At 54.4% G+C, this 18,993-nt stretch carries 17 protein-coding genes; 5 read left to right on the top strand and 12 right to left on the bottom strand.

Features of this window, described 5'->3' with window-relative positions; all coding sequences use genetic code 11:
• Positions 1-486: 486 nt before the first annotated feature.
• Positions 487-1,401: a LysR family transcriptional regulator gene (locus DK507_RS10380; RefSeq protein WP_109356344.1), complete on the top strand. Its 915-nt coding sequence runs from the start codon at positions 487-489 to the stop codon at positions 1,399-1,401.
• A 274-nt stretch (positions 1,402-1,675) separates the two neighbouring features.
• On the opposite strand, the gene DK507_RS10375 is transcribed toward DK507_RS10380, so the two are convergent.
• Genes DK507_RS10375 through DK507_RS10365 form a run of 3 tightly spaced genes read right to left on the bottom strand, consistent with a single transcriptional unit; the run spans position 1,676 to position 4,768 of the window.
• The gene (locus tag DK507_RS10375; protein WP_109356343.1) at positions 1,676-2,959 is read right to left on the bottom strand and encodes an alanine racemase; all 1,284 of its coding nucleotides are present in this window, start codon (positions 2,957-2,959) and stop codon (positions 1,676-1,678) included.
• A gap of 1 nt (position 2,960) precedes the next feature.
• Positions 2,961-4,373, bottom strand: coding sequence for a D-arabinono-1,4-lactone oxidase (locus DK507_RS10370; RefSeq protein ID WP_109356342.1), 1,413 nt, complete (start codon positions 4,371-4,373; stop codon positions 2,961-2,963).
• Positions 4,373-4,768 carry a cytochrome c5 family protein gene (locus DK507_RS10365; protein ID WP_162559001.1) on the bottom strand — a complete coding sequence of 132 codons (396 nt, stop codon included), beginning with the start codon at positions 4,766-4,768 and terminating at the stop codon, positions 4,373-4,375. Before DK507_RS10365 ends, DK507_RS10370 begins: the two co-directional genes overlap by 1 nt.
• A gap of 73 nt (positions 4,769-4,841) precedes the next feature.
• On the opposite strand from DK507_RS10365, the gene DK507_RS10360 reads away from it, so the two are divergent.
• Entirely contained in the window at positions 4,842-5,456 is a 615-nt protein-coding gene (locus DK507_RS10360; protein ID WP_109356340.1) for a TetR/AcrR family transcriptional regulator, read from the top strand.
• A 16-nt stretch (positions 5,457-5,472) separates the two neighbouring features.
• On the opposite strand, the gene DK507_RS10355 is transcribed toward DK507_RS10360, so the two are convergent.
• On the bottom strand, positions 5,473-6,867 hold the full coding sequence (locus tag DK507_RS10355; RefSeq protein WP_254054343.1) for a cytochrome P450: 1,395 nt from the start codon (positions 6,865-6,867) through the stop codon (positions 5,473-5,475).
• A 219-nt stretch (positions 6,868-7,086) separates the two neighbouring features.
• Here DK507_RS10355 and DK507_RS10350 point away from each other — a divergent pair, with 219 nt between their 5' ends.
• Positions 7,087-7,890, top strand: coding sequence for a hypothetical protein (locus DK507_RS10350; protein ID WP_109356338.1), 804 nt, complete (start codon positions 7,087-7,089; stop codon positions 7,888-7,890).
• 20 nt (positions 7,891-7,910) lie between these two features.
• Here DK507_RS10350 and DK507_RS10345 read toward each other — a convergent pair whose 3' ends face one another.
• Positions 7,911-8,960 (bottom strand): zinc-binding dehydrogenase, encoded by a 1,050-nt coding sequence (locus DK507_RS10345; protein ID WP_109356337.1) that lies wholly within the window; start codon positions 8,958-8,960, stop codon positions 7,911-7,913.
• 79 nt (positions 8,961-9,039) lie between these two features.
• On the opposite strand from DK507_RS10345, the gene DK507_RS10340 reads away from it, so the two are divergent.
• The gene (locus DK507_RS10340; protein ID WP_109356336.1) at positions 9,040-9,465 is read left to right on the top strand and encodes a MarR family winged helix-turn-helix transcriptional regulator; all 426 of its coding nucleotides are present in this window, start codon (positions 9,040-9,042) and stop codon (positions 9,463-9,465) included.
• Positions 9,466-9,720: 255 nt separating this feature from the next.
• Positions 9,721-10,818, top strand: a complete 1,098-nt coding sequence (locus tag DK507_RS10335) for an acyl-CoA desaturase (RefSeq protein ID WP_109356335.1) — start codon at positions 9,721-9,723, stop codon at positions 10,816-10,818.
• 4 nt (positions 10,819-10,822) lie between these two features.
• On the opposite strand, the gene gspM is transcribed toward DK507_RS10335, so the two are convergent.
• The 7 genes from gspM to DK507_RS10300 all read right to left on the bottom strand — a co-directional run bounded on the left by gspM (position 10,823) and on the right by DK507_RS10300 (position 18,906).
• Entirely contained in the window at positions 10,823-11,305 is a 483-nt protein-coding gene (gene gspM, locus DK507_RS10330) for a type II secretion system protein GspM (RefSeq protein WP_109356334.1), read from the bottom strand.
• Positions 11,302-12,429, bottom strand: a complete 1,128-nt coding sequence (locus DK507_RS10325) for a hypothetical protein (protein WP_109356333.1) — start codon at positions 12,427-12,429, stop codon at positions 11,302-11,304. Before DK507_RS10325 ends, gspM begins: the two co-directional genes overlap by 4 nt.
• 153 nt (positions 12,430-12,582) lie before the next feature.
• A complete protein-coding gene (gene gspG, locus DK507_RS10320) occupies positions 12,583-13,035 on the bottom strand; it encodes a type II secretion system major pseudopilin GspG (RefSeq protein WP_109357614.1) in 453 nt (150 codons plus the stop codon).
• A gap of 55 nt (positions 13,036-13,090) precedes the next feature.
• Positions 13,091-14,305, bottom strand: coding sequence for a type II secretion system inner membrane protein GspF (gene gspF / locus DK507_RS10315; protein WP_109357613.1), 1,215 nt, complete (start codon positions 14,303-14,305; stop codon positions 13,091-13,093).
• Positions 14,298-15,863: a type II secretion system ATPase GspE gene (gene gspE / locus DK507_RS10310; RefSeq protein ID WP_109356332.1), complete on the bottom strand. Its 1,566-nt coding sequence runs from the start codon at positions 15,861-15,863 to the stop codon at positions 14,298-14,300. The genes gspF and gspE overlap by 8 nt, the downstream gene beginning before the upstream one ends.
• The gene (gene gspD / locus DK507_RS10305; protein WP_109356331.1) at positions 15,863-18,067 is read right to left on the bottom strand and encodes a type II secretion system secretin GspD; all 2,205 of its coding nucleotides are present in this window, start codon (positions 18,065-18,067) and stop codon (positions 15,863-15,865) included. The genes gspE and gspD overlap by 1 nt, the downstream gene beginning before the upstream one ends.
• The gene (locus tag DK507_RS10300) at positions 18,067-18,906 is read right to left on the bottom strand and encodes a type II secretion system protein N (protein ID WP_254054342.1); all 840 of its coding nucleotides are present in this window, start codon (positions 18,904-18,906) and stop codon (positions 18,067-18,069) included. The genes gspD and DK507_RS10300 overlap by 1 nt, the downstream gene beginning before the upstream one ends.
• Positions 18,907-18,993: the final 87 nt, after the last annotated feature.

The following is an 18,993-nucleotide window of genomic DNA, read 5'->3' as shown; positions in this document are numbered from 1 at the left end:
AATATCATTGCTAACTCCCTGTTACGGGAGCTGGATTAGCAATGATCAGATAGTATTGAACAATTCCACGAAGTAAAAAATCAATAACCAAATGGAATATATTAAAAATAGCAATTGTCAGTGGAATATAATTCCATCAAGAGCCACTTCTATAACTTATCGGAATAGGCATTTTTACCGATATCTTATCTATAATTTGGTATTTTTTACCATTGCGGGAAACAGGGACTTTACCAATGACACAGATTAACTTGAAAGGTCGCAAGCGGCCAATCGCCAGCAAACTCAGGAAACTTGAGGGTGGAAATGGGGCAGCCTCCATTAACTCCACAACAAAACCATTGGCCAATACCGGGGCAGATTAGGCTGTTATCCAAACCTCAGGTCATTGTTTGACGGGCTTTCCTGAGTAACGGGCTGCTTCGTCAAATATCACTCATCTCCCAAACTGCCCGGCAATTTTGCCGAGCGATTGACTGGTAACCAATGGAACTTTCACGCCTACAAGTCTTTCTAGCTGTGATGGATTCTCGCAACTTCGCGCGGGCAGCAGATGCTATGGGCATGTCACAACCCGCGATCAGCAAGAATATAAAAAGGCTTGAGGATCAACTGGATGTAAAACTGTTCGAACGTGGGCGCCACGGGGCCGAACCAACCAAATTTGCAGAGGCCATTGAACGGCGGGCAAAGCTGCTGCTGACAGAAAGCCGATTGATTCAAGCAGAAGTTGAAGCGCTACGTGATTCCCACAAAGGCCAGCTAGTGATAGGCGGTGCGCCTCCATTCCTGCCCAGAATATTGCCCGAAGCCTTGCATCTGTTTCGCAGACGCTGGCCTGACATCCATATCCATGTCGAACATGGCCTATCACCAGCGCTTTTCCCGGCACTGGAACGTGGCGAATTTGATTTCATCGTGTCGCTGCCACCAGCGCGACTGCTACACAACGAACTGACCAGCATTGAGTTAAAGTATAAACATGAACGGCGGCTGGTCATGCGCCGGGATCATCCGCTCAGCAGAACCGATGATATTGATCTTGAGCATCTGGCAAAATATCCGTGGGTCGTTGCTCGCGGGCTAGGTAATTGGGATAGAATCAGTAGCGCCTTTTTGATGGCCGGATTGGAGCCACCCAAAATAGCTGTCGAAACAACGTCCGATACCCTCACCAAAGCTTTGATAGAACAGGACAATTATGTTTGCGGGCTCAACAAGGACATATTTGCTCTAGAGGAAAAAAGCGGCATCTTAACTGGCATAACCCACGCCTCTCTATTTACGCCACGCTCAGCCTATATAACCCATCGTCGCCGCAGCCCCCTGTCCCCGCCGGCAAGAAACATGATCGAGATCATTAGAACCGTATGTGAAACGCTCTATCAGGACGCACCCTGACAACGGCCAAAGTCCCAAACTGCAATATCAGGAATTTGATCATTCGTTCTCAATGGCGATGGCATTGATAATCACAAATGAAGAACATCCTCACCGGCATAGGATATCAGTTCTCCCAAAAAATCTATTCTGTCCCACATTATCCCGGATAATCTCGCTTTATCCCGCGACAAATCCTAATGGTAACGACAGAATGTAAGATCACATCTATTGGTCCTTTCCTGAATAGACTGAAAGTTGGAGGCGTTCGCTTGATCCGGGAAAGCGCACGCAATCATGCAGACGCCGGAAATACCGACCAGCTATCAACAATGGCTCCGTTCTCGTAAACGGCAATATCTCCAAATTGCAAAAAAACAGCCTCACTTTGGGTCGGACGCAGGAAGACGAAATCATCAGGCTTTAGGTCGGTATTAGGGCCTCCATTTAGCATTTCCTGATTACTGGAATGACCAAAAGTGCTGTTGTAACGCAAGCCCGGCGGATCTTCGGGAAGAGCCATCCATTTACCACCGTACATGAATATCGTCTTGTCGAGATTTGGGTCGATCATTCGCTTGGCGCCATCAGCAAACTCAAGTGCCGGCAAGCGGGTTTCGTCGAGTACCTTGATTGCCGGCGTCGCAATAAAGGCAGCTGGCTGAAACGCTTCAAGCAAGTCCGTATCGAAATCAGTTGGTTTGACGAGCGCCGACCCAATCGACAATTCGTTGGCAATTTCAGTGTCTTCATAAAGCCGATATGTCGGACTGCCGGCTGCATTGCGAGTCGAAGCCCTGACGTTGCTCTCACCAAAAACATCGTCAGCTGTACTAAGAGCCTCCCGATATATCGCCCAGGCACCTTCTTTGGCTCTTTCCTGCCAACCCAAAGCTATGGGCAGTTTCGAAAGATGGGGCTCATAACCCATCATTCCGGCAAAGCTGAGACGGTTGGATTGGCGAATTGTCTCCATCATCCCCGATAGCGCATCGCCTGGCTCCATACCGCCGCGGTGCAGACCGACATCCAGTTCGATATTGATCGCCATGTCTGCTCCTTGCGCATCCGCAATTGCCGCATATTGATCAAGCCGCGCCGGCGTATCGACCAGCCACTCAATCCGTGCTCCCGCTTCGGCTTTGTCCGGTGATAAAGCATTGAAATAATTTTTCGCCGCTTGGGCAGGTAACGGTTTGCCGAGCAATTGACTCGCCTCCGGCATAGCTTCTGAAAGCGCCAACAACATCGGGAGGTTGAACGTCATCAAACGATCAGTACCGCTGCGCGCACGGACATGGCCGATCAGGTCCAGCGAAGGCAGCGACTTTGCAACGATGCGGTAGCCCATTCCATCAGGCAGGTCCGACATAAGCTGGTCGATATTGGTATTCAGGCGCGCGCGATCGATTACCAATGTTGGTTGCGCAATATTGGCCGCCTTCAACGCCTTTTGCATGTCCAGAAAATAGGGCTTGCGCGGCCCACTTTCATCCGATGATCTTCCGATTGCCAACGCTGTTCCTCCCGCAACAACTGCGCCGCCAATCAGGATTTTTCTGCGGCTGAGTTTTGCCATCCTATCCTGCTCCCAGCAATTTTGCCATATAGGGGTTTAGCATTTTCCCATCTGGATCAAGCTGTTGGCGCAGGTCATTAAACGCCCCGAATTGCGGATAAAGCGCCGCCAGGTCCTTGGCCGTCAGGCTATGCAGCTTTCCCCAGTGGGGCCGTCCGCCCGCGGCACGAAATATCGGTTCAAATTCTGAGAAGAAGAATTCATAGTTTTCATCCGCCTGCGCGTGAATGGCGATGGAAAGGCGCCGGCCGTCGTTAAAGGGAGATAGCCAAGCATCATCGGGTGCCGTTACACGTGCCTCGATCGGGAAAAAGGCATCCTTGCGACTTTCCATTTTAGAGAGCACCTTGCGAAGTGTCTCCATCCCATTGTCCAGAGGAATATGATATTCCATTTCATTGAACTTGGTGGGGCGGCTGGTTGCCAGCAATTTCCAGCCCGCATCGGTCATGTCTTCACCGGTGTCAGGGTCGGTAGAAGTTTCGAAGATTTTTCGCCGCAGCCATGGCCACCAGCCAAAATAGTCACGCAATTGCCGCAGATCGGCTAGAAAGTCTTCATCCTGATTGGGTTCTTCGCCTTCTACAGCTCCGTCATATTTGTCATGGATCAGCGTAGCGCCATGACCGGTTCCCGGGAAAAACAACGCTTCAAAATTGCGGTGCTTTTCGGATAGCGCCAGATATTGATCAAGTATCTCTTCCGTTTTGACCAGCTTGACCCGCCGGTGCAGGTTGAAGGCCGGCTCAACCGCCAGATCATAGCGCGCAATTATGCCAAGAACGCCAAGCGAAACCTTGCCTGCCTGAAACAGTTCTGGCTGTTGATCTGCGCTGACTTCAAGAGTTTCTCCTGCTGGGGTGACCATTTCGAAACCGCGCACATAGTCGTGAATTGCGGTCAGATTTCGACCGGTACCGTGGGTTGCTGTTCCAAATCCACCAGCAAGTGTTTGTACATCAATATCGGGCAGGTTGGCGAAGGCCAGCCCCTGTTCGTGGAGCAGACGTGCGGCTTGCTGCAATCGTGTTCCTGCTCCCATTCTAGCGATGCCCGCTGCTATGTCATGAGACACGAGCCCGGACATCGCACTGACGTCAATCATGGTGCCTTCAGACGGACAAAGCGGGGTAAAGCTATGACCGCTACCAACCGGCCGAACAGGTGCAGGCGTGGTTCGGATTTGAGCCGCCAGCTCCTTCGCATTGGCTGGTGCCAAAAGCGATTTTGGAGTCGCCTTTTGAATGCCTGACCAGTTCACCCACGCGCGTTCACCGGCCGGTGCCTTGGGCAGTGCAGGATCAAAACCTTCTCGAACAAAATCCTTGGATGACCACCAAAGCTGACTGCCAACCGGTATCGCGACCGCAGCAGCCGCGCCGCCGAGCAACAGGGTTCTTCGTGATACAGCCATCAGATCGTCCTCCCGGCCATAAAGGCTGTAAGTTCCATAAGCTCATCGTCCGTGCAGTCATTGCAAAGCCCCATGGCAGGCATGGCGTTCAGTCCATTTTTGGTGGAGGTGAGCAAGGCGTTCGCGTCCTTGGCCTTGAAGCGCTCATCCCAGGCCACTTTATGTGCTGTTAAAGGTGCACCGGCATCCGGTGTTGAATGGCAAGACCGGCAGCTGCGATCATATTTCGCCGCGAGCTGTAAATCGGTAGGCACTGTCTCGGCCGCCTTTGAAATATCCAATTCGGTTGGCGCAAGATCGACCACGGTATCTGCCTGACCATCCGCTGTCGCTCCATCATTTTGCTGCCCACAGGCGACCAGAGTTAAAAACCCGAAAGCCATCAGTTTTTTCATGATTTGATCCTTGCCAATCTCCAAAACGGTAGTTATAACTATCATTAGTAATGAGACAGGTCAAGATGTTGCCATGACACGCAGAAAACCGAGACAGAAGCGGAGTGAGGGCACTATCGACCGCATTTTGGATGCCACTGCGGAACTGCTGGAGGAACTCGGTTTCGACAAACTCAACACCAATCTGATCTGCGAACGCGCCGGGTTAACGCCGCCTGCTCTCTATCGCTATTTTCCCAACAAATATTCCGTGCTCAAGCAATTGGGGGAACGTCTGATGCGGGTGCAGAACGAAGCGCTTTATGAAGCGCTTGAAGAATCAGGCCCTGCTCCGACCGTCCAGCAAATTGCCGACCAGTTGCGTGGGCAATATGAAGTCACCATCGCCCAGAAAGGCGCTTCCTGGATCATGCGAGCGCTCCACGCCACCCCGCAACTGGTAGACGTTCGCCGATCATCTCATGAGAAGATGGTTGAGCGCTTTATTGCGATCCAGATGGTCCAAGGCCAGGATCAGGATCGCGACAAGATGGAAAGACGGTCTCAAATTATCGTAGAGACCGGCTACGCCATTGTAGAGATGCTGGTCGACAATGCTGTCCTGGATACAGAAGCGACAATTTTCGATACCGCCACTATGATATCACAATTGATAAATGAAACAGCGGCCGAAAACCGGGATTCCTAGCAGCCACTTTCGCGTTTTACAGCGCTTCTAGCTGGACCGGCAGACCATCGCGTGGCTGTGGGATCGGGAAAACCTGCCATTTGGGTTCGTAATCCGGTCCACCGCTGAGGACGATACGATTCTGTGTCAGCATCGCATGCATCAAGATCTTGATCTGCATATAGGCGAAATGCAGCCCCAGACACATATGGGCACCGCCGCCAAAAGGCACCCAGGCATATTTGTGCCGACCGGCGCTGTTTTCCGGCGTGAAGCGCATCGGGTCAAATTTGCTCGGATTCGGCCAGTGCTTTTCCATCTTGTGAACAAATTGCGGGCTGATGCCGATATTGGTGCCGGCCGGGATGGTATAGTTGCGGAAAGTGAATTCCTTGACTGCCCGGCGCGGTATGCTCGGCACCGGCGGGATCAGGCGCAGGGATTCCTTGAATGCCATTTCGGTCAATTCCAGTTTGCCGAGATCTTCATAAGCCAGCGGCTGCCCGGCAGGAGCTACAGACAGGCATTCCTCGCGCAGCTTGTCCTGCCATTCCGGGTGCTTGGCGAGCAAATAGGTCATGCTTGTGGCCGAAGACGTGATGGTGTCATGCGCCGCCATCATCAGGAAGTTCATGTGATCGACAACTTCATCTTCGGTCAGAAGCTCACCATTTTCATGGGTCGCCAGGCAGATTTGCGTAAAAATATCCTCGCCGCCTTTTTGCCGCCGTTCCTTCACCTGCGGTGTGAAATAGCTCAGAAGATATTCGCGCGCCTTTACGCCGCGCCACATCTTGGTGAACGGAATAGGTTTGCGGGCAACGCCGACGGAGGCCTGCACCTCATCGACAAAAGCCTTGTTGATCTTGTCCGCTTCCGGACCCCAGGGAATGCCGAGAATCGCGCTCGCCGCTGTGTCCAGTGACAGGGATTTGATCGCCGGATAAAATTCAAATGCGGTTCCGCTCCACTCGGCCACGCGCTCCGCTATCCCTTCGTTCAGAACCTTGCAGTGATGTTTCATCGGCCCCGGCTTAAACGCAACCGATAGCGCTTTGCGATCCGCCCGGTGACGTTCAAAATCCATCAGCATCAACCCGCGCGGAAAGAGATTGTTGAGCACCGGTCCCCAGCCCTGCTCGCTGGAAAAAATCTTGTCCTTGTTGAACATCACCAGTTCAGTGGCATCGGCACCGAGCAGCGTGACATTATGCTTGCCAAAATTATAAGTCCGATAAACCGAGCCATATTTTTCGAACATTTGACGCCCGAACGCGATGGGATCCTTGATAAGTCTCAGCGTCGAACCGAATATGGGTATACCTTCCTCACCTGGAATATGCTCAAGGGCTTCCTTGCTCGGGGGTTTCACCCAATGCGGGTTGGCGGTCTCGGTATAGGGATATCCGTGGGCTTGTGCTGCGCTGGCCAAAATAATCTCTCCGAAAATACTCAGTTTTGCCGGATCATACTAACTACTTTCATTAATGTCAGCAAGCATCTGTGTTCATTTCCAATTCAATCCGTCAATGTTACAAAATAGGGCAACAGGAAAACAAGTCGGACTCGCGGGGCCAAGCCAGTCTAAAGCAACTAATATCGGAACGGCAGCACTCGATGCTGCGCGGCCGGTGCAAAGAGGGGAATGAACATGGCTCATAACTGGATCAACAAGCTTGCAAAACCGGCCTTGCTTGGCGGAGCAATGCTCGGTCTCAGCGCCTGCGCCTATGGCGGCGGCTCATATGGTGACGGCTATGTGAACGGCGTAGGCTATGGCTGCGATCCCTATGCGCCCTTCGATGATTATTATGCTTGCGACAATGGTTATGGCTATGCCAATATCGGATTTGGCGGCGGCTGGTATGACAGTTTCTACTATCCCGGTTACGGCATCTATATTTTCGACCGGCGCGGATCCCGCTATGCGATGAAGCGCCATCACCGGCGCCACTGGGCCAGAAAGCGCGCTGAATATGGTTGGCGCAAAGGCGGTCGCCGAGGGGAAAGGTGGCGCAACCTGACACCGGAGCAACGCGCCGAGCGCCGAGACCGCCGTGCCGAACGGCGTCGCAACCTCACACCCGAGCAACGAGCAGAACGCCGGGAACGCAGAGAAGAAAGACTCCGCAACCTAACCCCGGAACAGCGCGCCGAGCGCCGCGAGCGGAGAGCGGAAAGACGGGAACGCAGAACCGATAGTGGTGCCCGTACAGGCCGGGCAGCCTTGCGTGATGGCGCAATCCGTGGTCAGCGCAGCGGCGAGACCAGGCAAAACCGGCGCGCCAACCGCCGAAGCGACAACGCCCGGTCCGAACGCCGTGCGCGGCCAGCCGCAGCACAGCAGCGGCGCCAGCAAGCCAGGCCAAAGACAAGGTCAAGATCGACGCCTCGTACTGCGCCGAGGGTCCGGTCAACTCCGCGATCTTCTCGCAACAACGTCAATATCGATTGATGGAGCCTTGAAAGGCAGGTTCAGTCTTTGACAAAAACGACTTTGATGTCGGGATCTGTGATCATCTCTTCGGCCTGCGCAAAAGGCACTGATTTTGAAATCACCTCTTCGTGCTTTATGCGTCCGTCGCAGGCGCATTTGATGACACCCGGCATCGTCGCCCGCGCTTGGGCCCGGCTTATGTCATAGGTGATACCCTTCATGTACATTGATCCCAACGGGATATTGTCCATCTTTCTCCCGGGCGCAGATACGCCGGTGCAATGGCCACAAGCCGCAGTGGAATTCAGCGCATAGATCAGACCATCCGGCATATTGGATGCATCGACGACGATGGAAAACTGTCCATCAACAGGCATGTCGGCATGATATTGCCTCTCCAGTACCTGTGCGCCGATCTTTTTTGCCCGGCTCAACCTGTCGCTGTCAAAGTCTGTATAAACGACGCGTCCTGCCCCCAGAGCTAACGCCGCCTGAGCAGCAAACAGCCCGACACTTTGAGCAAGACCACCGACAATCAGAACATCTTCTCCGGGCTGTTTTTCCAGGGGGCCTGCAACCGTCCGATATCCGTCACTGGCATTGTCAGAAATGGCCGCCGCCACCGGCAGCGATATCTGATCGGGAATTTTGACCAGCATTGCATCTGCATAGGGGACCAGCACATAATCGCTCAATCCACCGCCCCAGTCCTTGCCGCTACTTTGCGCCAGGCCATAAGCTGAAAAGGCCGGAACACTGGTGCAGGCGTTAGGAAAGCCAAGTTGGCAATTTTTGCATGTCCCACAGTTAATCTGGAATGGAACAATGACCCTGTCACCGGGAACAAATCCATTTACATCATCGCCAATTTCGACAACTTCGCCGGCAATTTCATGACCAAAGGCAAACGCTTCGTTCCGCATGGGAACAATGCCGTTCGCTATATAGAGGTCGAGGTCGCAGCGGGTGACCGCCAATGGTCTGACAATGGCCTGCCCCGGGCTTTCTATTTTCGGCGTGGGGACTTCGCGCCATTCGAATTGCCTGGCTGCCAAAAAGGTAAACTGTTGCATGCTGCTATCTATCATCGAACGTCCTCTGGAATATACTTCACTCCTAAAGTATATTCCAGAGGACAGAAATTTTCAAGGGGGCTAGAGAAAGCCCATGTCTGCATCGAAACTGAAGCTATACTGGCGCTTGCAACTGGCTGCGCATTTCCTGCAAAAACGCGCGGATCGGGACCTTCTGGAAAGCGGTAATGTGACCACGGCGCAGCTTGGCGTGATTGCAGTCATTGGTAATGGCACAGATGTGACCCAAAAGGACGTGGCTGTAGCCCTCGGCCTGAACGAATCGGCCATTACCGCAATGGTCAGGCGGCTCATTGGCCTTGGATATGTTGAGCGTCAGAAAAGCGAGCATGATGGCAGGGCCAAGCTCCTGAACCTTACCGACGACGGGCATGCAATCCACCAAAACACCCGCCCGCCGTTCAAAAAGATAAATAACCGCATAGAATCCGTGCTGGATGACACCGAGATAGAGAATCTGGCTGACTATCTGGAGAGATTGACCGAAACTTTCCGGTGACAGGCATGAGCATGGCGGATTGCGAATCCCCCGAAAGGCGACTTTCCTTTCATGAACATATGATATCCCCGAACGAGACGGACGGATGATGCGACGAGGTCATGGCCACAGTGGCAGCACTAACTTGATTCCAAACGAAACTTTTTCGATTTTGGCCAATCGCCTCCATATCGGTTCGAATAATAGTTAAGAGAATTGTAATCTTTTCCCAAAACCGCTAATTTCACTGATGTAAATAGTATCAGGGGCATATCTATGGCTACCGCGTATAGTGACATTCAACCAGACCGGTTTGAACCTTCAGAATCGCATCCACAACATGGTGTAATCATCGGCGGACCCGCCGCGCGGGCCAAACGCATCGAATATGGCATCCTGCTGTCCTCTATGGTTATCGGATCACTTGGCGCACTTTACTGGACGCTGACCCATGCCACTGGCTGGGTCGAATGGTCTGCTTTCCTGTTTGGCTATGTCCTGATCAACATGGGTGTTGGTATCGGCTATCACCGCTTTTATACGCATCGCGCTTTTGAAGCCGGTCCGAAAATGCGTCTTGCCATTGGCATTATGGCGCAAATGGCCTGTCAGGCTTCGGTCCTGAAATGGGCGGCCGATCACCGGCGGCATCATGCCTTTTCCGACCGGGTTGGCGACCTGCACAGCCCCTATATTGATGGCCATGGCAAGAAAATGTCGAAGTGGAAGGGCCTCGGCATCGCTCATTTTGGCTGGCTGTTCGACAACACCACGTCGGATATGAAAGTTTACGGCAAGGGCCTGATCGATGATCCGCAAGTCCTGTGGTGTCACCGGCACCGCTGGTCCATTGCAATTTTTTCCAGTGTTGTATTCCCCGCACTATGGGCGCTAGCCTTTGGCGGACCGGAACATATTATCGGTACGATCCTGATCGGCGGGTTTTTCCGCAATTTCTTCTTCCTCAACTTCGTCATGGGCGTAAACAGCGTCGGCCATGTCTTCGGATCACAACGCTTCAAGACCAAGGACGGATCCCGCAATAACTGGTTCATGGCCTGGATGACCTTTGGCGACGGATGGCACAACAACCATCACCAGCATCCTCGTTCCGCCTATGCCGGCATGATGTGGTGGGAAGTGGACGTGAACGGCTATATCATCTCGCTCTGGGAAAAAATGGGTCTGGTCTGGAACGTTCAGCGCGCACCGAAATATATCCGCGATGCCGACGGCAACTGGGTGCAGGAGAAAAAGCTGAACGTGGAAGATCAACAGACAAGTCCGGAAGCCATGTCTGAAGATGATGGCGGCCTGATGTTCAGCGAAGACGCGAAAGCTGACAAATCCAAGACGACCGCCGAGGCAGTCTGAACACCTAATCCGGTTTTGTAGATCGTAGCAATATTGTTGCAGTAACGGTTTCGTTGCCTGCGGGATTAACCGCGAGTTCCTCGACAGATATGCCGCGGGCTTCCAGCGTTGCCAGCCAACCAAACAGGGCCGTCGGCTTGGCGGAATCAATCGCCAATCTGACCATACCGTTGGTCTGCGGATCCAGCCGTCCGACTGCAAAGCCTGCTTCCCCGGCATTTTGGCTGATAAAAACGTCCAACGGGCCAGCTACGGGCGTTACCGTCTTGTCTGCCGGTGCGGTCAATGCCGCCACCTTGGATTCAATCCGCGCCTGACTTTCAATGGCATCCGCATAGCTTTTTTCAGCCGACACATAGGCGTTGATGAAAGGCGCGACGATTGCGTAATATCCGACAACCAAAGCAACCAGAACGCCCAATATCCCGATCATTACCTTCTCGCGCTGACTAAGCGCCTGGAACCATTCTTTCAGGGCAGCGATCATGGTGCGCGCACCGTAATGTCAGCCTTGGATGATCCTGTCGCATCGGTCCGGGGCGTCGCGGTTATCAGGAATCCCGCATTTTGAAGCGCGATCAGAGCCGGGTTTATGTCTTCATTCCTCACCGCCGTCAGACCTGCCAGAACAGTGCCGTCCTTACGATAGCTGATCCGCTCTATCGAAACGCCCTGGGTCTGCTGAACGGCCGAGAACAGCGCAGATGCTGGCACCGAAAAGGCGATGTTGCCGCGATTTTCACGGATCAGCCGTTCGTTGAGCAGCCGGTCTGCTTCATCCACGCTTTCCGCGGGTCCAATCACCGGTTTAGCCGCAGCCAGCGCTGCCGTTTCCGCATCCGCTATAGCCCAGTGATACTTCACCAATTGAACAACCGGAATCAGCAAAGAGATGACCAGAGCAGCCACGGCCAGCCAGCCCAGTAGCCGCCTTTGCGGCGCAGTCATCGACCTTTCGGCTTTTTTGGCGAAAGCACCGGAACGCAAGTTCAGCGTGCCGCTGTCCGCGGCATTGACGAGCGCCTGATCAACCGATGCTTCTGGCAAAATAGTGACGCTGCCGTCACCAACAAGATGCGCGCGCAAGGATGGCTCATCGGGAATGATCATCTGCTGTGCCCGCAGCAATTTTTCAAAGCCGAAATCGGCCTCCACGACGGTGTCTTCTTCGGGCGCGATCAGCCATCCAGCCGGGACAATTACATCGGAATCAATGCCAAGGGCTTGCAGTCGGACCAGTCCACTGGCGATCACATCCTTGCCAACCGATGCGGTCGCCACCTGCCCCGCGTCATCGGCAACAGCCGCTATATGGAGGTTTTCCACATCGAGGCTGTTTTCCTGCGCAACCAGGCGGGCTGCCGCCAATGCCTGCTGTTCGGTTATATCATCAAGCGGATCATGCCAGCGTACGATGCCAAGCGCTGTGGACAGCAGCGCGATATGGACAATCGGTTCGTTTTCGGCCGAAGGCAGCTTTAGTCCAGCAGCGAGCAGAGGGTCAGTATCACAGCCTTTGGCCTTCAGTACGCCGTCCATCACAAGCCACCATTGCAGGGCTTGCGCCTCTGCATCCGGAAAAACTGTCACAAAGAGCTTGGATGCCGACATTAGCCGCCCATGGCCCGGATCGATCGACGAATGGAAAGAGACAGCAACGGATTTTGTTCCAACATGACCTCCCCGACTCGGCTGAAAAACTTTATTGCGTCTTTAGCGGTTAGCTAGTCAATTTTGGCCGCAATGTCACCTTTGGCAGTTTGGCTATTCCGCGTAAATGTCCGCATTGTCGTCTTCGCCGCCCGGAGCACCGTCCGCGCCCAGTGAATAGAGATCAAAACCCGGCCCATTGCGTCCCGGATTGTCATATTGATACGGCCGCCCCCACGGATCATCGGGAAGCTTCTTGATGTAACCGCCCTGCCGATAGCGCGCCGATGGCGGCAGCGATGCAGGCGCGCTCGTCAACGCCGCCAAACCGTCGGATGAAGCGGGATAGGAGAGATTATCAAGCCGGTACATTTCCAGCGCCTGCCCCAAAGTGGCGATATCAGCCCGCGCCTTTTCAACCATCGCACGGTCCTGACTCGGCAACACGTTGATGACGACCACCGTGGTCAGAAGGCCGAGAATGAAAATGACCACCATCAATTCGACCAGTGTGAAGCCATTGGGTTTCGGTTTCTTCTTGTCACCACGTGCAGTTGGGCGCCCCATGTCGGTGAAGAGATTGTGTGAAATCTTGAACATATGTTTTCCCATCGATCCCGCCTTACAGTCCGGCCAGATTCTGAAGCTGCAATATCGGCAATAATATAGCCAAAATCACCACCGCAACAACACCGCCCAGCAAAACAATGATCAGCGGTTCCAGCAATGACAAAGCGGTGGAACTGAAATTGTCAAATTCGCGTTCGAGATAATCGGCGGCCCGGGCCAGCATCTCGTCAAGCTGCCCCGATGCTTCCCCACTGGCGGTCAGATAGACCAGCATCGGCGGGAAAACCCCCGTATTTTTGAGCGCCTTGGACAAGCTTCCGCCACCTCTGATGGCTTCCGTCATGTCCTCACACGCTTTGCGCAGCACGCTATTGCCGATCGTGTTGGTCGTCAGCCGCAGCCCTTCCAATATCGGTAAGCGACTTGCAACCATGGTGGACAAGGTCCTCGCCAACCGTGCCGCGTTTAAGTCGCGCAGCAATCTGCCCAAAAAGGGAATCCGCAGCAGAAAACCGTCAAAGCGGTATTTGACCTTTGGTTCTTTCAACGCCCGCCAACCGGCAAAGCCGATAATCAAGATCACACCTAAAATTGCGCCCCACCAGTTGGCGAGAAAATCGGATATGCCGATGACCAGCCGCGTGACAAAGGGAAGCTGTTGATTCACGTCGTCAAATTGCTCGACGACTTTGGGCACGACGGCAATCATCAAAAGCGCGACCACCACAATCGCCACCAGTGCCAGTACAATGGGATAGGCCAGCGCACTGATCAGCTTGCCGCGCATCTCTGCCTGACGCTCCAGCAGGCTGGCGAGCCTTTCGGTAATGTCTGGCAATGTTCCCGAGCTTTCCCCAGCTGATATCATAGCGCGGTAAAGCGGCGGAAAGCTCGCCGGCTCGCGGCGCATGGCCTCGGCCAGCCGTTGCCCTTCCATGACACCGGCATGGACCGAACCGATGCGCGCGCGGACATGTTCTTTTTCATTCTGGCTGCCAATGGTCCGCAGTGCTTCTTCAAGCGGACTGACCTGAACAAGGGACGACAATTGCCGGGTGAACAGGGTCAATTCCTTGGCACGGAGTTTTTTGGGGCCAAAAAGCGAACGGGTAGGCTTTGCTTCCACGCCCTGCGCGGTTTCCACCTTCACGACATACAAATTGCGCTCCGCCAGTTTGGCACGGGCGGCATCGTTGCTTTCCGCCGCCAGCCTGCCGGTTTTCTCCCGGCCCTTCGGATCGATTGCCGTGTAGGAAAAGTCAGGCATCAACCTGCTCATCCAGCGCGTCACGGCGCGATATGCGGATTCCCTCTTCTGCCGTCGTCAGCCCTTCACGGACGAGGGCCCGCGCAGCCGAACCCAGATTCGGCTTTTTGAGGAAAGCATGAGCCGCGATACGTGCTTCATCACCGCCATCATTGATCAGTTTGCGGATGGTTTCATCGACGCGGATCGCTTCAAAAACCCCAATGCGTCCCTGAAAACCGGTATGGTTGCATTTATCACAGCCGACTTCACGGTACACCACAGTGCCGTTGTCAAAGCCAAGCAGGGAGGCCAGGCTGCCATCTGCCTGGATCGGAACGCGGCAATGCGGGCACAGCTTGCGCACCAGCCGCTGGGCAATCACAGCGCGCAATGTAGAGGCCAGCAGAAACGGCTCGACCTTCATGTCACGCATCCGGGTAATCGCGCCAACGGCATCATTGGTATGGACTGTGGAGAGTACCAAATGACCGGTCAGAGACGCCTGCACGGCAATTTCCGCCGTTTCCCGGTCGCGGATCTCACCCACCATGACAACATCGGGGTCCTGCCGCAGAATCGCGCGCAAACCAGCGGCAAAGGTCAGGCCGACTTTGGCATTCACCTGTGTCTGGCCTATGCCTTCAATAGCATATTCCACCGGGTCTTCGACCGTCAGGATATTGCGACTGCCATCATTCAGCTGCTTCAGACCGGCATATAGGGTTGTGGTTTTACCCGAACCAGTGGGCCCGGTGACCAGGATGATGCCATTGGGCTCCGACAGGGCCTCGGTCAAAATCTCGTGGGTTGTTTTCGACATACCCAGCAGGTCCAGCGATATCGCCGCGCTTTCCTTGTCCAATATCCGCATAACGACACGTTCATTCGCGCGATTGGGTAATGTCGAGACACGCACATCCAACAGCTTCCCGCCAAGGGTCAAGCTAATCCGGCCGTCTTGCGGTATCCGGCGCTCGGCAATATCCAGCCGCGCCATGACCTTTATCCGGTTGACAATAACAGACGCGACATGCGGCGGCATGCGCAGTTTTTCTTCCAACACGCCATCGACACGCATCCGGACAACCAGACCTGTCTCATAAGGTTCGATATGAATATCGGAAGCGCCCTGCCGGGCCGCCTCTGCGATAATGCCGTTGATCAAACGGATGGTTGGCGCATCGTCGGCACTGTCCAGCAAATCCTCAGCGCTGGGAATATCTCCGGCAATATCGTCCAGTGCATCGTTGCTGAGGCTCATGTCCCCGGCCATGGCGGCCGCGCTGCCATCCATGGCGTAATGATCGGACAGAATTTTCTCAAATGCGTCGGGGGATACCAGATCGACATCAAAGGGCATGGCCAGATAGCGGCGCAGTTCCAGCAAGGCCTGAGGATTAGCACCTTCACGCATCGCAACTGACAGCCGTTTGCCATCTGTCCGCCTCAACAGCACGCCTTGATCACGCGCGAACGCATAGGGAATATCCAGAAGCGGCGGAGATGCGGGTTCTTCACCCACAGGCTTTTCATCATCGCCGGAAACGTCTGTATCTGTTCCCTTCGCGATTTTCATCAGTCATCCTTCTCCGAACCGGGATTGCTGGGTAAAACCGGAACTTGCTGCAAAGCTTCATTATTCTGGGACTGCGTAACTGCACCCGGCGCATAAATAATCTGATCACCGGGCTGGGTTTCCGCGACCGGAGGCACTGCTCCCATATAGTCACGAACCAGCACATCAATTGACGGTTCAAGCTCTGGATCGCGGCGCAATTGGCGCCCCCTGATATAGCCATAGCGGCGAGCCGAAAACGCCCGGGCATCGGCACGGTCGCGCAGGATTTTCGGCCGGATGAACACCATCAAATTGGTTTTTATCCGTTCTTTGCCACGCGATTTAAATAGTTCGCCGATCAGCGGGATATCTCCCAGAAACGGGATTTTCTCAATCGTGCGACGCTCGTTATCGTCCAACAAGCCGCCCAATGCGATAATCTCTCCGTCGCCCACCGTGACCGTGGTTTTTATCTCACGCTTGTTGATGATCAGTTCATTGAAGTCATTCGAAACCGGTCCGGCAATCGAGCTGACCTCCTGACGCAGTTCCAGCCGCACTTCATCCCCGGCATTGATCTGCGGTGTGACCTCCAGCTCGATACCGACATTTTGACGTTGTATCGTCCGAAATGCATTGTCGAAATTATTGGACAAAGCCTCGCCCGTGGAAACAGGAATTTCCTGCCCGAACAAGATGCTGCCCTTGAGATTGTTGTTCACCGTCAGAGACGGCGTGGAAAGCAGGTTGGAATCGGAATCCCGTTGCACCGCGTTGATGATCGTACCCAGAATCGTATCACCGCCCAGCGTCGTCGCGAAACCGGTGAAGGAGCCGCGCGCGCCCAAAATCGCATCGGCGGCATTTTCCAGCAGCTGGTCGCCAACCGCGCTATTTGTCGTGGTTGTCGTGGCCGTATCGGTGGTGGTGGTCGTCGTCGTGTCAAACTGATCCGCGAGTAAACCACCGGCGATATCGACGATGTTGGGACCGGCGTTGGAGAAATTGGTTACTGCAAAAGGTGTGTCTTTGCCGCCGATCAAAAACTGGATGCCCAGTTCACGCGCCAGTGAGTCAGAAATCTCAACGATGATCGCTTCTACCGACACCTGTTCCTGACGCGTATCCAGCTGCCGGATCAATTCACCAATCATGCGCTGCACATCGGGATTGGCCGCAACGATGATGGCGTTTGTACCTTCATAGCGTGTGACCACCGCCGGACCATGACGGGCAATCCCGCCACCGGAACTGCCGTTTGTTGATACCGGCATTACCGCAGGCGCAGCACCACCGTTACCGCCTCCATTACTCCCAGATGCCGGTGCAACAGATGACGGGACCGCGGCGGTTGAGCCTGCGCTACCCTGCCCCATTAACTGCTCAATCACTGGCAGCAATTGTTCCGCATTGGCATAGTCCAGTTGATGGACACGGATTTCGGTGCCGGATTCAGCACGCTGGTCAAGCTCCCGCGCCATCGACACAAATTTGGCCACCGCACTGGGATCACCGCGCAGCGCAATGCTGTTACTGCTGTCAATCGCGACAACCGTAACCGGCGCAGCCGTGCCATTGCCGCCTTGTTGAGCCAGTGTTTGCAGCGATGTCGCAATTTCCCGCGCACCCGCATTTTTGAGGTTCACTATGGTGGAAGCCGCACTGTCTTTATCAATCCGGCTGACCAGTGCCCGCACCCGGCGGATATTGTCGGCATAGTCGACAATCACCAGGCTGTTGGCGTTGCGATTGGCAGTAATTGCACCCTGCTTGCTGATCAACGGGCGCAGGGTTTCCAAAGCTGCCGTTGCTTCAATGGATTTCAGGCGGACAACTTCGGTGACAAACTGGTTCGCCGCCGATTGGCGTGTACCAATCCGGGTTGGCTGGGTCGCAGCCCCGTCGGCCGGCTGGATACGATAGGCACCGCCCGTGGTCGGGATGGCGACCAGATTATTTGCTCGCAATGTCGACAGAAAAATCTCAAAATATTCGGAGCGGGACAATGGCCGGTCCGTAACCACCGACACTTTGCCCTGCACCCGGCTATCAACAATGAATGTGCGGCCAGTAACCCGCGCCGCATCCTGCACGAAAGCTCTGATGTCAGCATCACGAACGTTCAGGCTATGCTGGGCAAAGGCCGGGGTCAGTGCCACAGGTCCCAATATAGCAAGGGATACTGCCCATCTGGCAGCCATTTTCGTAAGTGCGTGGTTCATCATTGTGTCCCCATGTTAATTGCCAGGGGAACAGTATCAGCGCCGCGTTCTACTTCTACAGAGAGTCGTGCACCCGGTACAATACGGCGTTTTAGTGCCGCAATATCGCTGGTCGAGGAGACCTGCTGACCATTGACCGAGACGATAATATCGCCGTCCCGGAAACCGGCAGCCCGGAACAGGGCGCCATCACCGCGTGGTGACACAACGATACCCGTCACTTTGCCATCTGCACTGCGCGGCGCAAGATCAACCGCATTGGCGATTGCCTCGGCTGCTGGCGTAGTTCCAGCAGGGCCTGATGACGAGCCAGAGATCGCAGCCTGATCCGTATCAAACTCGCCGCCCACGGTTTCTGCCGGGACGGACTGATCCAGATACAGGCTTTCCTTCGTACCGCTGCGATCAATCACAACATGATCGAAATTGACTACATCCAGTTTGACACCGGACATGATTTCATCACCCACAGCATAGTTTTCCTGCACACCGTCCGGTCCGGCCAATATCGCCGATCCGAGGCCGGAGCCCTCATTCATTCTGATACCATATAGGGTGAGCTGCAACGACGTGACGACATTGGCTGTTGCGGCCGGGCCAGTACGATAAAATGGATCGAAACTGCTGAACAGCGTCAACCGGGATTGTGGCGATAAAACCTGCACTTCCCGTGCCTGCCAATCTCCCATCGGTCCCAGTGGCGTTACGACAACCCAGATCAGCCGTATCGCCTGAACCACCACAAAAACCGCCAGCAAGCCCAGCAAGACCGAATAAAGACCCGGCACGGGTACCTTCCGGCCCTTTGCCAAAAACTGGTTAGAAGATTGAATATCCACGAATCCCCGCACTCTGCTTCCCAGAGTGGCTATAACGCTTTGGTGACCAACCTGCGACTCATTGATGACAGAAAAATTACAGCAAAC

Source organism: Sphingorhabdus sp. EL138, assembly GCF_900258045.1.
In the GTDB taxonomy this organism is placed as follows: Bacteria; Pseudomonadota; Alphaproteobacteria; order Sphingomonadales; family Sphingomonadaceae; genus Parasphingorhabdus.
Note: the sequence above shows the minus strand (reverse complement) of the source record. Positions and strands in the feature narration are given on the sequence as shown.

Coding starts and splice junctions, on each gene's coding strand:
- DK507_RS10380 (WP_109356344.1), top strand. CDS start 487: ATGGAACTTTCACGCCTACAAGTCTTTCTAGCTGTGATGGATTCTCGC.
- DK507_RS10375 (WP_109356343.1), bottom strand. CDS start 2,959: ATGGCAAAACTCAGCCGCAGAAAAATCCTGATTGGCGGCGCAGTTGTT.
- DK507_RS10370 (WP_109356342.1), bottom strand. CDS start 4,373: ATGGCTGTATCACGAAGAACCCTGTTGCTCGGCGGCGCGGCTGCTGCG.
- DK507_RS10365 (WP_162559001.1), bottom strand. CDS start 4,768: ATGAAAAAACTGATGGCTTTCGGGTTTTTAACTCTGGTCGCCTGTGGG.
- DK507_RS10360 (WP_109356340.1), top strand. CDS start 4,842: ATGACACGCAGAAAACCGAGACAGAAGCGGAGTGAGGGCACTATCGAC.
- DK507_RS10350 (WP_109356338.1), top strand. CDS start 7,087: ATGGCTCATAACTGGATCAACAAGCTTGCAAAACCGGCCTTGCTTGGC.
- DK507_RS10345 (WP_109356337.1), bottom strand. CDS start 8,960: ATGATAGATAGCAGCATGCAACAGTTTACCTTTTTGGCAGCCAGGCAA.
- DK507_RS10340 (WP_109356336.1), top strand. CDS start 9,040: ATGTCTGCATCGAAACTGAAGCTATACTGGCGCTTGCAACTGGCTGCG.
- DK507_RS10335 (WP_109356335.1), top strand. CDS start 9,721: ATGGCTACCGCGTATAGTGACATTCAACCAGACCGGTTTGAACCTTCA.
- gspM (WP_109356334.1), bottom strand. CDS start 11,305: ATGATCGCTGCCCTGAAAGAATGGTTCCAGGCGCTTAGTCAGCGCGAG.
- DK507_RS10325 (WP_109356333.1), bottom strand. CDS start 12,429: ATGTCGGCATCCAAGCTCTTTGTGACAGTTTTTCCGGATGCAGAGGCG.
- gspG (WP_109357614.1), bottom strand. CDS start 13,035: ATGGGGCGCCCAACTGCACGTGGTGACAAGAAGAAACCGAAACCCAAT.
- gspF (WP_109357613.1), bottom strand. CDS start 14,305: ATGCCTGACTTTTCCTACACGGCAATCGATCCGAAGGGCCGGGAGAAA.
- gspE (WP_109356332.1), bottom strand. CDS start 15,863: ATGAAAATCGCGAAGGGAACAGATACAGACGTTTCCGGCGATGATGAA.
- gspD (WP_109356331.1), bottom strand. CDS start 18,067: ATGAACCACGCACTTACGAAAATGGCTGCCAGATGGGCAGTATCCCTT.